This is a genomic window from Corynebacterium propinquum DSM 44285 (assembly GCF_000375525.1).
In the GTDB taxonomy this organism is placed as follows: Bacteria; Actinomycetota; Actinomycetes; order Mycobacteriales; family Mycobacteriaceae; genus Corynebacterium; species Corynebacterium propinquum.
Window position 1 is genome coordinate 94833 of the sequence record NZ_AQXC01000007.1, and the last position, 12784, is coordinate 107616.

Consider the following 12784-nt stretch of genomic DNA (forward strand, 5'->3'; position numbering starts at 1 on the left):
CTCAAACTTTGCTATTGTGGTGCCCAGAAGTGGAACACAAACGCACAAAGGGGCGCACATGGCGCACGAGCTCATTCAGCAAAACATCGACGGCAACCTGGCAACCATCACGATTGTTAATCCGGATAAACGCAACGCGCTCACGCACACGGCTTTCGGCGAGATCGCGAATACCGTCGCGGAGCTAGCCGTTGATGATTCGGTGCGCGCGATCGTTATTACAGGTGCGGGCGAGCATTTTTGTTCCGGCTTGGATCTGACTGCAAGTGTGTCATTGAGTTCTGTTAGTGATGAGCACATGCAGGCTTCGATGGGTGAGCTTAACTCCATGATCAGCACTATTGTCGAAGCAGAGGTGCCGGTTATTGCGGCCGTAGAAGGTGCCGCAGCTGGGGTGGGGGCGTCGTTGGCGTTGGCGTGTGATCTGGTGGTGGCTGCGCGCAGTGCGTTTTTTGTGTTGCCTTTTGGCCGGATCGGGCTGCTTCCCGACGGCGGCGTGATGCAGACTTTAGCGGCTTCGCTCGGGAGGGCAGTCGCGATGCGCATGGCGTTGTTGCAGCAGCCTTTGCCGGCTGCGGCTGCGCACCAAGCGGGTTTATTGGCTGAGCTTGCCGACGACGGTGGTGCGTTAGATGCCGCCAGAGGGTGTGCAGCGGCGCTGCAGATGGCTTCGCAGGAAGCGCTAGCTGCTACTAAACGTGGGGTAAACGCGGCCAGCCTGGGGCGGTTGTCGCAAACATTGGCACATGAGGCTGAACAACAGCCGAAGTTGCTGCGTAGTGAGGGACACCGCGAAGGTGTGCAGGCCTTTGCGGAGCGTCGCGCGCCTCGGTTTAGATAACTGGTTTAATTAGCTGGCTAGCGCGCTCGGCTACTAAGCTAGTGGCGTGTAGCGGCTACGATCACGTGAGCTAACTATGCATGTGCATCAACTGTGGTTTAGAGGCCGCTATGCGAAAACAGGTCAGGTGATTGAAATCACAATCATCTGACCTGCTTATACTGTGCGCCATCAGGGAATCGAACCCCGAACCCACTGATTAAGAGTCAGTTGCTCTGCCAATTGAGCTAATGGCGCGTAAGTGTTGATCACTCAACCCTTACTGTTGAACACTCTGTGTAAAACACTGTACCGTGTGCAACGAATAAGTACTCTAGCAGTGGTTCTGGAATAAGAAAAATCGCACCGCTGAGCTGCGGTTTTTCACCCTTTATGTGAAGCTTCTAGGGTTATCTGCGGTGTCATGTAGGGGCATGGTTTTGCGCTAACTCTTCGGGCGGTATCTCCTTAGGTGTTAACAAAACGTTAGGCGTTAACACAACGGATGTGGGAAGCGATTAATTAATAACACTCCATTTATGCAACGATTCGGTTAAAACTGGATAACTCATGTCCATAAGTGCTGGAAAACCAGCATCAATGGGTTAGTCTCGCTAGCAGTGCTTAATTACCGGCCTGCCTGCTGGGCAGGCCTTATTGCCATCCCGATATTGAACTAAATGCAGCTGTGTGCTGCGAAAGGAGCTCCGCGTTGACCTTCTGGTCTAAAACAGTGTCCACCCTCGCAATCGGAGGGTTGGTGTTAGGCCTTGCGGCCTGCGCGGATACCAGTTCTGACACGCAGCATTCATCGGCAGCAGAAAGTCAGAGTTTGGAAACCCCGCCGTCGATCAGCGTGAAAGACGGCGCCACGGAAGTAAACCCCACCGTTCCTGTTGAGGTCACCGGCGAAAACGAGCTGAAATCCGTTACGATGGTCAACGAGGTTGGCTATGAGGTGGAATCCGTTCTTTCTGATGACAGAAAAACGTGGAAGACCGACGAAGTCCTCGGCTATAACCGCAGCTACACCATCGAGGCTACTGATGTGGAGGGCAACACGACGTCGGCAAGCTTTACGACGCCACAGCCAACCAGTCAGTCCGCGGTGTCGATGGTGCCGCTTCCGGATTCCACAGTGGGCATCGGCCAGACAATCAACTTCCGTTTCGCTGGCACGGTGTACGATCGCCAGGCGGTGCAGGATGCCATCACCATTGAGACGTCCAATGACACCGTTGGTGCGTTCTACTGGATCAGCAACAGTGAGCTGCGCTGGCGCCCGAAAGAGTACTGGGAGCCAGGAACCAAGGTCAGCGTCGACGCCGATATTTATGGCGTAGACATGGGCAACGGCATGTGGGGTAGTAAGGACAACTCCGCGAGCTTCACCATTGGTGATGATGTGCGCGCGGTCGTCGACGATGCCACCAAAACCATGACGGTTACCCGTAATGGTGAGACCCTGCGCAGCGTGCCGGTGTCGTTGGGCCGTCCGGAGTATGCAACCCCGAACGGAACCTATTTGGTTGGCGATCAGCACAACGAGCTGGTGATGGATTCCACGACCTTCGGGCTGACCGGCGAAGGCTCGTATCGCACCGAGGTGAACTTTGCGACGCAGATGTCGTATTCCGGCATCTACGTGCACGGAGCACCGTGGTCGGAGTGGGCGCAGGGCAAATCGAATACCTCGCACGGCTGCATTAACGTCACCGATGCCGATGCGCAGTGGTTTATGAACACCGTCAAGCGCGGTGACGTCATTGAGGTGAAAAACACCAGCGGTGGCACCCTGTCGGGCTACGACGGGCTGGGTGACTGGAATATTGACTGGGAAACATGGTCGGCGGGTAACACCGACGAGATCGGCTCTTGGTAGCCGCCAGGCCAGACGCGGCTGCAGCACCCCCGTCGTGGCCAAGCCTAACAGCGGGACCGGCAACACTAGAATGCGTGAATAACTATGACGCGCATTTTTGATCTCACACGCATCGGTGCAGGCCTGCCTGTTGCCGAGACCATTGCTAGCCTGCCGGCCGACGGCAACGTCGTCGTGCAAGCCCCGCCAGGGACCGGTAAAACCACACTGATTCCACCAGCGCTGGCAAATCAGGCAGCGCACAATCATGCGGCCGAACACACCGCATCGGGCGTCGGCAAGATTATCGTGACTGCCCCACGCCGGGTTGCGGTGCGTGCAGCCGCGCATCGGCTGCGAGCCCTGTCCGGCCAGCCGAAGCTTGTCGGCCATGCCATTCGGGGCGAATCCGTGCCGGGTAGAGCAGTGGAATTTGTGACCCCGGGGGTGTTACTACGCCGTTTATTGCGTGATCCAGAGCTTCCCGGGGTAGCAGCTGTGGCGATTGATGAGGTCCACGAGCGCCAACTCGATACCGACCTGGTGTTGGGCATGTGCTTGGAGTTGGCCGAGTTGCGCGAAGATTTTCGCGTGATCGCTATGTCTGCCACCGTCGATGCACAGCGGTTTTCCCAGCTCATGGATGCACCGATACACGTCACTGAGGCAGCCATTCATCCTGTGGAAATCAATTATGCGCCGGCGCCCGGCCGGGCAGCAGGAGAGCGTGGTTTTTACCGCCACGTCGCAGAACAAGCAGCACAGCAAGTAGCCCAACAAGACGCACAGCAGGCAGCACAGCCGATGAGCGGGCACGCGTCTGAGCAACGAAAGCCGAGCGCAGGGTCGACGTTGGTTTTCGTGCCAGGGGTGCGGGAAGTCAACCAAGTGTGCGCGGAATTAGCCACGTTTGTCGACGCTGACCTCCCCGTTTTCCCACTGCACGGCCAGCAATCCACCGAAGAGCAGGACCGCGCGTTGTCTACCGATGCCACGCGCATCGTGGTGGCAACCTCGATCGCGGAATCGTCGCTGACGGTGCCCGGGGTGCGGGCTGTCGTCGATGCTGGCTTGGCTCGTATGCCGCGGCGTGACGCGCAGAGGGGAATGTCGGGGTTGGTGACGTCGTCGACTTCCAAATCTAGTGCGGATCAGCGTGCAGGACGTGCCGGGCGCGAAGGGCCGGGAACCGTCGTGCGCTGCTATTCGCAGGAAGATTACCAGCACTTCGCGCCGCATACGACCCCAGAAATTCTTAGTGCGGACCTCACACAAGCCGCCCTATTTTTGGACACCTGGGGCGCTGGGCAGGATTTCCCGTTATTGGACCAGCCGCCGGCCACAGCGATGGCTGCCGCCCGCACCACCTTGCAACGCATTGGCGCCAACAAAGAATTAGCCCTCTTGCCGACGGACCCGCGCCTGGGTGCCGCGTTATTGCGTTATGGTGCCGGGGCCGCGGACACCGTCGCGAAAATGGATGAGAACCCGCGCGGAGATATCGCTCGGGCGCGTGCCCAGAAACGGTTAGTGCAGCGGCTGGCGGCTTTGGTGCCAGATTTGGGGCCGGCGGATCCGGGAGCAGTGGTGGCTGCCGCTTTCCCGGAACAAGTAGCCCGCGCGGTGTCTGCCGGGGCATCTGGTTCTAACTCTGGTCCTAGTTCGGGCTCTGGTTCTGGCCCTAGCGCTGGGGCTGGGACTAGCCGCGAATATCTTCTGGCGAGCGGTACGCGGGCGCGCTTGTTGGCGGATTCCGGTCTGGCGGATGCAGACTGGCTTGCGGTTTCCGAGATTTCGTTGTCGAACGCAGGAAACGCGATCATCCGGTCCGCCGCGCGGATTACGGAAGATGATGCGTTGGAAGCCATCGGGGTGGAAGAAACCACAACCGCGACGGTGGACGGCGGCAAGATCCGTGGCCGGAAGCGAAAAATGGCCGGAGCAATCGAGCTGTCCTCGACTCCGGTGCAGGTCACTGGCGACGCCGCTGCCGAGGCATTGGCAGAAAGCATTCGGGAATACGGGCTCGGATTATTCGAGTGGTCGGCGTCGGCAAGCAACTTATACCACCGGCTGCGCCACCTGCACGAGCACTACGGCTTGCCGTGGCCGGATGTGGCAGCTGCAGACCCAGCTATCTGGTTGGCTCCGGAATTAGACAAGGTCGCTTCAGGAATGCAGATTGCCAAGGTGGATCTGTACCCCGCGTTGCAGCGCCTTTTGCCTTGGCCGGAGGCCACCCGGTTGGAGGAGTTAGCGCCAGAGCGGATGCCGGTGCCTTCGGGAAGAGGTGTGCTGTTGGATTGGTCTGGGGAGCGACCAGTGGCAAGCGTGAAATTGCAGGAATGTTTCGGTTTGGCGGAATCGCCGGCGTACTGCGGTAAACGGGTGCAGTTTCACTTGCTTTCGCCAGCGGGGCGACCGCTCGCGATTACTGATGATTTGGCGAGTTTTTGGTCCGGGCCTTATGCCGGGGTGCGCGCAGATATGCGGGGGCGCTACCCAAAGCACCCATGGCCGGAAGATCCGTGGCAGGCAACCGCGACGGCAAAAACAAATGCGAAGCTGCGCAAAAACTAATGCTTAGTCAGCCCATTCCTTGCGCACGTGCCCGATGTGGGTGCGCACGATGGCTTCCATCGCGTTGGCGTCTTGTGCGAGCGCAGCGTCGATCATGGCTTCGTGCTCGCGGGAGCTGGCAACCAAACTGTCAGCTTCGGCGAGCCGACGCAGGCCGGTGACGCGGCTGCGGGTGCGTAGACTGGAAACGGTTTCCACGATGACCGGGTTTCCGGCTAGTGCCAGGAAATCACAATGGAAGCGCAGATCCGCCTGCAAATAAGAGACCAGGTCCCCGCGTTCGGCGGCGTCATTCAACTCATGTGCCAGGGCCCGTAAATCTTCGACTTTTTCTGCGATTTCGCCGGTGCAGATCCGCGCGACTTTCGCCATAGTGGGCACTTCCAACAGAATGCGGGCCTCGGCGGCCCCGTCGAGGATCTCGTCGGAAAGCTCGGTGACTTTATACCCGGTATTGCGCATTTTGGTGACCATGCCTTCGCGTTCGAAAAACAGCATGGCCTCGCGCACTGGGGTCGCGGAAACCCCCATTTGCGCAGCCAGTTGTGGCGCCGAATAAATCTGGCCGGGGGCGAGTTCGCCGGAAATCAGCCCGGCGCGGATGGATTCGGATACTTGATCACGCAGGGACGCCGCGCGAGCAGAAATCTGGGGGATCTGAGCGTGAGTCATGGTGCAAGTTTACGTGTCGCTGATTAGCCCTGAGCGGATACCTTCTCGGCGATCGCTTCTGCGAGTGCTAGATCTTCCCAAGGCATGCCCGTGAATTTGAAAACGATGGGTTTATCGCGGGCAACCTGAACTTTTCCACTGACGACGTCGGCGTAGCTCAGCAAATCAGTTTTGCTAATGACGCCTTCGTTCAGCGGCTGAATGATATCGCCGCCTTCGCGCAGGGTAGCGCCCATGTCTTCCACGATGACCGTGGAGGAGGCAACGAGGTCAGATGCCAGCTCCCGCGCCTGTGGTGAGTGCGATCCGACCGCGACAATGACCGCACTGTCCGAAACATCATCTTTGGCCAGTATCGGTTTCGATGCGGTGGTGGTGCACAGAACCAGGTCGGCTGCACGGGTGACCTCGCGAGCCTGGCGGCTTCCCGCTTGCACCCAGGTGTAGCGGTCTTCGAGATCGTGCGGTTCCGTGCGCGATAGGAACGTGATGGATATTTCCCGATGGGGAAAGGTGGATTCCACGGTAGCTGCGTGGGCCCGCCCCTGTGGTCCGGTGCCGAAGATGGCGACGTGGAGTGGGGCAGGTGACTCGCTTGAGCCGTCGGCAAGAAAATCGTAGACACACGAGATGGACACAGCTGGGGTGCGCAAATTGGTCACGGCGATGCCATCGATTAGTGCCTTCGGGCTCAGGGTGGTGCCGTCGAAAAGTAGGTACGAGCCTTGGATACGTGGCAGATCGTCCTGGTATCCGGGAGGGGCTACCGATAACAGCTTGATGCCGAATGCCGATGGGGTGGTGGACGGCATGATCAGGAATTCGCCATTTTCGACTGGGATGGCGGAACGTGACTGATCACCTGCGGGGTCGAAGCCGTTGCGCAGGGTATCGCGAAGCTTGGCGACGGCGTCTGCCGGGGTAAACGCGGAATAAACCTGGTCGTGGGAAATGAATTGTGGAGCCGGTGGAGTGTGTTCGGGCATCGTCAGGTCCTTTCTGGTGTCATTGCAATTGTACCGTTGGCGCTCTAAGGTTTCACCTAGATCACAATGAGCACATTTTTAGATTTCGTATCACATCACGACCATCACCAAGTGAGTACTTCAGCATGACTGCTGCTGTACAACGTGGAAAGACAACGATGACATCAGATAAAAAACTGAATTTTTTTGAGCTTGGGGCATTAGGTTTTCTGCTTTTCGCCATGTTCCTAGGCGCCGGTAACATAATCTTCGCACCAATGGTCGGCCAAGAAGCCGGTACTGACATGTGGATCCCCATGACCGGTTTCTTAATCACTGGCGTCGGTTTGGTGTTTTTGGCGATCGTCGCATTAGCAAAAACCAGCGGCGACGTACACCGAATGGCATCGCGGGTAAGCAATAAGTATGCGATTGTTTTCTGCCTCGTGCTGTTTTTGACCTTGGGGCCGATTTACGTCATTCCGCGCACTACTTCCGTGGTGTTTGAAATTGGTGTTGTGCCCTCGCTGTCGAATCAAGACACCGCGCATCGTCTGCCACTGTTGATCTTTTCGGTTATTTTCATAGCAACGACTATCTGGCTCTCTTTAAACCCAAACAAGCTGGTAGACCGCATCGGTAAGGTACTGACCCCAGCTTTCGGTATTTTGTTGCTGATCATCATCGTGACCTCCATCGTGAACCCAATGGGGCAGGTGCACGAACCGCTGGACGCATATACCGATGGCGCGTTTTTCACTGGGTTTATCGAAGGATATCTGACGATGGATGCCGCTGCCGCACTGGTTTTTGCTGGCGTATTTATTCAAGCCATTCGTAGCCAGGGTGTGAACAGCAACCATGGAATTTCCACGGTCTTTTTCAAAGCCGGATTGTTCACCGTCGTTGCGCTGGCAATCTTGCACATTTCGTTGGCATGGATAGGCGGAAGCTCCGTTGACGCTATCGGACGCATGGATAATGGCGGTCAATTGCTTGCCGAAGCTTCTCGATACTTGCTCGGTCAACCCGGCCTTTACGTCATCGGTACTGTCGTTTTCTTGACTGGCCTGACCACCAACGTTGCCTGCCTTACTGCCGTTGCTGATTATTTCGCCCGTGTATTCCCCCGTGTCGGGTACAAAAGCTGGGTCTGGATCAACGCGGGATTAGGCTTTGGCATCGCTAATTTGGGGTTGGAGACGGTTCTTTCTGCCGCACTTCCCGTGCTGTTTTTGCTTTATCCGCTCTCGATGGTGCTGATTCTGTTAACCCTTGTCGACGGTGTTTTCGGTAAAGCGCGCGCCGTCTATGTGGGTGCAACTATTGCTACTGCGCCTTTCGCGATTCTTGATGCGATCCGTGCTGCCAACGTCGACATGAGCAGCATTGATGCCGCGTTGTCGTTCATCCCGCTGTTTACTGACTACGGTGGTTGGATTATCCCAGCGATCCTGGGGGCAGTGGTCGGTTATATCTACGCGCAAGCCACCGCTGGAAAACCGGAAGTGGTCGAAGAACAGTCAATGGAAGAGCTTGCCGACGAAAAGGCAGAAAGCTAGCGCAAGCAAACTGTTTGAGCCAACAACAGCGAGATAGGAAAGGCAGAAACCATGAAAGACATCGTCGTTATCGGTGCTGGTGCCATCGGTATGGCCAGTGCTTTTCGATTGGCCAAAGAAGGCCATAACGTGACAATTGTGGACCCGGTCGCGCCGGGATCCAAGGCTTCGAGCCATAACGCTGGTTGGGTAGTGCCGACCATGAGCGAGCCAGTCCCAGCCCCAGGTGTACTCACCAAGGCCATGAAATGGCTCTGGAAAAAGGATTCGCCGCTGTATATTAGCCCGTCGACGGACTGGCGCTTTTATACTTTTTTGTTGCGGATGTTGCAGCACACCAGCAGTAAGCACTATGCCGCTGGCACCGAAACGCTGATTCAGCTGTCCAAAGAGACTTTTAGCACTTTCGACGAATTCGTCGACGAAGGCGTCGACGTTGACCTGGATTTTGCGACGATGCGCACATTGTTTAAAGACACATCAGGCATGGATGCGCGCTTGGATGAGCTTGCGCACTTTGCGGAGAACTTTCCGGGATTGAGCTACCGACGCATGGATGATGCGGAATTGCGTGCTTTCCAGCCGAAGCTTTCGGAAGACGTGCAGGGCGGAATTGAATCGCGCGGGGATGCACACCTCGATCCCGCGAAGTTTACAGCTGCACTGCATAAAGCGTGCCAGGAAGCCGGGGTAGAATTCGTCGCCTCTCGGGCGTGGCTGCGTGATCGTGGTTCCGGAAAAGCCCGCGTGATTGTTGACGGGTCGTTTATTGACCCGGATTACGTTGTGGTGGCTGCCGGAGCCTGGACAGGCGAAGTAGTGAAGCAGCTGGGGCAGAATATCTCCCTTCAGACAGGTAAGGGCTATGGTTTTGATTTCCCTGTGGAACAAGGCTGGCTCACCGACACGCTGTACATGACTGATGCCAAGGTGGTTGCCACCCCTATGGGCGATCACGTGCGTGTTGCCGGAACGATGGGGTTTAGTGGGATTGACGAAAGCCTCAACCAGGTCCGGGCTGGTGGCATCCTCAAAGGTGTGCAAAGCTTCTTTCCCGATTGGCCGGTCAACGAGTTTGATCTGGAACCGTGGCAGGGGATGCGTCCGATGACTCCGGATGGTTTGCCGCATATCGGCGCGCTGCAGAAATTCCCGAATGTCGTGGTTGCGACCGGGCATGCGATGCAAGGAATCAGCCTTGCGCCCCGGACTGCACAGTTGGTAGCTGGTGTGATCGCGGGCGAGACGATGCCCGAGTGGATGAAAAAGATTCATCCGGAACGGTTTACGTGGCTGGGATGAAACCTACCGTGATTTGAACAGCACCTCTGAGATTTCCGCTTTGCTGACCTTCGCCATTTGCGCGTTGAGTGCGTCGATATCTGGTTGTTGGTCAGCTTTGTGCTTGATGATCAACCGTGCGGGTGCATCCGGGGAGAATTCGAAGGCAGCATAGCCCATCCCTTCGCTGCTGAAGATGTCGTAAAGCGCCTGCAAAATCTTCTTGCTTGTCTTGCCACCGTCTTTATTGTCTACACCTGCAACGGCAAAGTGCGTGGTCTGTAATGGTGCCATTATTCTCCTCGGAAATACGATTTCCAGAATTACGGGTCTAGAGAGGTTCTAGCACTACCGAAAAGAGTATCTAGATGCGGCCGTTAAAGGCTTGCAGTGCGGAATCTTCACGGGTTCCACCACGACCATCTTGGTAGTCCTGGTAATCCTTAATCCAGCCGATCCGCGATACCCATTTCACGTGCTTGTATCCGTGGTTAGATTCTACGCGCAACCGCACCGGTGCACCCAGGTGGTTATCGATAGGTTCGCCATTACGGTCCAGCGCGAGGATGGTGTCATCTTCGTAGGCAGTTTCTAGGTCAATAGCGGCGTAAAATGGCTCACGGGGACGATCATCAATCATCTTTTGCGCCAGACCATAGGACTCGATTAATACGTAGCGGGCCCCTTCTGGGCGTTCGCCTAATAGCTCCAGCGCGTCGGTAAGTTTCGGACCGCTCCAGCGCGACGTGGCCGACCATCCCTGCATACAGGTGTGGGTGGCGATGTACGAGTGCTGGGGAAGGGCACGGAGGTCACCCAAGGTGATGGTCTTGTTGACGTCACGGACATCATCAAAGACTGTCATTTCATAGCCGTCCCAGTTGCTATCGCGTTGTTCAATCCAGTACTCGGATTCGTCTTCCGTTGGTGGCAGACCGTTGGTCCAGTGGAATTCCGAAATATCGTCGTCAGTGTAGGCTTTCTGCTTAGCTCCGCGTGGGCGCAGTTTCTGCAGGAAGATTTTGCGGCCCCATTCGGTAGTAAGCACCAAGAAATTGTGGGCGCGGACGCGATCCGACAGCGACCAGTAGGAAAGTCCGATCCAGAAAGAGACGACCAGCACGACGGTAAGCACCATGATGAAAAGCGCCTGGCCTGCGCGTTCAGTGGACATAACGCCGAAGACCATGTTCGTGGTGTTGTGATCGCGGTGTACCAGCATGACCAGACCGACGTGCATGATTACGAAGCCGGACATCATCACCATGCCGATGAAGTGCAGGGAACGTGCACCTTGATGCCCACCCCACATTTTTACGTACCACGGCATGGACTGGCGCACGGCAGGCGACATTGCGACGCCGGTCAGCATCATGAACGGAGCCAGGATGAAGATCACGAATGAGTACGTCAGCTGCTGCAACGCGTCGTAAGGCTGGAAGTGTTCGATGCCTGGCGCGGTGAACGACATGTACGTTTTGAACGAGTCCCAGGCTTCGGGGAAAACATCCCAGGAAGTTGGGATTAGCCGTTTCCACAGCCCGGTGGCAAATAGCATAATGACGTAGAAGACGCCGTTAAGCACCCACAGCATCACGCCTAGGCCGTGCCAGTGACGGCCTAAGCCGATGTTTTCGCGGCCCGGGAGGGTGAAAATTGGGGAAGCGGACTTTTCATCCATTAGGGAGGTGTAGATGCCTTCTTCTTTGGGAAGCTCACGCTTGGTGAACTTCAACCACTCCGTGCCTGGTGCGCAGTCATTGCGCCACCACAGGCGAGGCATGGAGGCGAGCATCTCCCAGCCGGAACGTAGGAGGATGCCGATCAGGACAAAGTTGATGAGGTGGCTGGCGCGGAGCCAGAGTGGGAAATCTGGATTAATTTCCATTGGCTGTTCCTTCAATCAAGGGGGTAGCAGTCATGGGGCGTGATTGAGAAAAATCTTTGAAAATTCCTCTTTATAACATAACACTTATAAATAGAAAAAGAGAGTCAGTTACACTCGGCGAGCTAGGGATTTATGCTTGAAAAGCCTTAGCTTTTCTTTGTGTGTGCAGGGTTAGTTATCAGAAAATAGAACAAATAATGGGATTATTCTGGCGAAAGTCTCGCCCACGCTCTGTTCCGGATGTATGTAGTCTGCCACGCGACAACACCCTCTTGGCCGCATTTCCGCGACCAAGAGGGTGAAACTTTGGGGTGGCTGACGGGGCTCGAACCCGCGACACCTAGGATCACAACCTAGTGCTCTACCAGCTGAACTACAGCCACCATCGCTGCTCTAAAGCAGCACGCACTAGATTAGCGCATCATTGCGAGTTTACAAAAACCACTGGTAAGCGGCGGTTGCGTCGTCCTTCGCGCAGGCGGCATCGTTGCTAGAAAGCTCGTCTGGATCCACAAAAACCGCGCGGCGGTAGTAGTCCAACTCACGGATTGATTCCACAATATCGGCTAACGCGCGGTGCGCCTGGCCCTTATCCGGTTGCTGGAAATATGCGCGAGGGAACCAACGACGAGAAAGCTCTTTGATCGTAGAGACATCCACCATGCGGTAATGCAAGCGCTGATCCAGCTTTGGCATGTATTCCTGGATAAACCGGCGGTCAGTAGCGATCGAATTACCGGCTAATGGAACCGTCCAATCTTCCTCACAGTGCTGCGCAATCAGATCCAACATAGCTTGCTCAGCTTCGCCAATGGAGGTGGTGGACTCCGCAATTTCTTTATCCAGGCCAGAAGCTTGGTGCATGCGAACAACGACATCATCCATCTTTGCCAGTTCTTCTGCACTGGCATGAATGACCGCGGAATAGCCGTCGCCAAGAATATTCAGGTTGGCATCGGTGACCAAAGCTGCAACTTCGACGATGACATGCTGCTTCGGATCCAAGCCGGTCATTTCCAGGTCGATCCACACTAGACGGTTGCTTTTCGCGGGAATTCCGTTTGTAGAAGCAGCGTGATGTGGCGCGGAATTTTCAGAATTAGCAGTTGTCATGAGTAAAACTTCCTTGCGTGAAAATTGTGCGGGCGGCTCTAA

At 56.2% G+C, this 12784-nt stretch carries 10 protein-coding genes and 2 tRNA genes; 5 read left to right on the forward strand and 7 right to left on the reverse strand.

Annotated elements, in window-relative coordinates; all coding sequences use genetic code 11:
• Positions 1-58: 58 nt before the first annotated feature.
• On the forward strand, positions 59-841 hold the full coding sequence (locus tag B142_RS0107330) for an enoyl-CoA hydratase-related protein (RefSeq protein ID WP_018120899.1): 783 nt from the start codon (positions 59-61) through the stop codon (positions 839-841).
• A gap of 164 nt (positions 842-1005) precedes the next feature.
• Here the strand turns inward: B142_RS0107330 and B142_RS0107335 are convergent.
• A tRNA-Lys gene (locus B142_RS0107335) sits at positions 1006-1078 on the reverse strand.
• 475 nt (positions 1079-1553) lie between these two features.
• Here B142_RS0107335 and B142_RS0107340 point away from each other — a divergent pair.
• Both B142_RS0107340 and B142_RS0107345 read left to right on the forward strand, forming a co-directional pair.
• Entirely contained in the window at positions 1554-2702 is a 1149-nt protein-coding gene (locus B142_RS0107340; protein ID WP_018120900.1) for a L,D-transpeptidase, read from the forward strand.
• Between the two features lie 93 nt (positions 2703-2795).
• Positions 2796-5261 carry an ATP-dependent RNA helicase gene (locus B142_RS0107345; RefSeq protein WP_026167943.1) on the forward strand — a complete coding sequence of 822 codons (2466 nt, stop codon included), beginning with the start codon at positions 2796-2798 and terminating at the stop codon, positions 5259-5261.
• A 3-nt stretch (positions 5262-5264) separates the two neighbouring features.
• On the opposite strand, the gene B142_RS0107350 is transcribed toward B142_RS0107345, so the two are convergent.
• Together B142_RS0107350 and B142_RS0107355 are read right to left on the reverse strand one after the other, a co-directional pair.
• Positions 5265-5933: a GntR family transcriptional regulator gene (locus B142_RS0107350; RefSeq protein WP_018120902.1), complete on the reverse strand. Its 669-nt coding sequence runs from the start codon at positions 5931-5933 to the stop codon at positions 5265-5267.
• 23 nt (positions 5934-5956) lie between these two features.
• On the reverse strand, positions 5957-6919 hold the full coding sequence (locus B142_RS0107355; protein ID WP_018120903.1) for an ornithine cyclodeaminase family protein: 963 nt from the start codon (positions 6917-6919) through the stop codon (positions 5957-5959).
• A gap of 125 nt (positions 6920-7044) precedes the next feature.
• On the opposite strand from B142_RS0107355, the gene brnQ reads away from it, so the two are divergent.
• Both brnQ and B142_RS0107365 read left to right on the forward strand, forming a co-directional pair.
• Positions 7045-8460: a branched-chain amino acid transport system II carrier protein gene (brnQ, locus tag B142_RS0107360; RefSeq protein WP_026167944.1), complete on the forward strand. Its 1416-nt coding sequence runs from the start codon at positions 7045-7047 to the stop codon at positions 8458-8460.
• A gap of 51 nt (positions 8461-8511) precedes the next feature.
• Complete coding sequence (locus tag B142_RS0107365; protein ID WP_018120905.1) at positions 8512-9762, forward strand: NAD(P)/FAD-dependent oxidoreductase; 1251 nt, start codon at positions 8512-8514, stop codon at positions 9760-9762.
• Positions 9763-9765: 3 nt separating this feature from the next.
• On the opposite strand, the gene B142_RS12225 is transcribed toward B142_RS0107365, so the two are convergent.
• From B142_RS12225 to orn, 4 genes are all read right to left on the reverse strand, one after another.
• Entirely contained in the window at positions 9766-10035 is a 270-nt protein-coding gene (locus B142_RS12225) for a hypothetical protein (RefSeq protein ID WP_018120906.1), read from the reverse strand.
• Positions 10036-10105: 70 nt separating this feature from the next.
• Complete coding sequence (locus B142_RS0107375; protein ID WP_018120907.1) at positions 10106-11629, reverse strand: molybdopterin-dependent oxidoreductase; 1524 nt, start codon at positions 11627-11629, stop codon at positions 10106-10108.
• 307 nt (positions 11630-11936) lie between these two features.
• Positions 11937-12012 (reverse strand) — tRNA-His (locus B142_RS0107380).
• A gap of 49 nt (positions 12013-12061) precedes the next feature.
• Positions 12062-12742: an oligoribonuclease gene (orn, locus tag B142_RS0107385; protein WP_018120908.1), complete on the reverse strand. Its 681-nt coding sequence runs from the start codon at positions 12740-12742 to the stop codon at positions 12062-12064.
• Between the last annotated feature and the right edge of the window lie 42 nt (positions 12743-12784).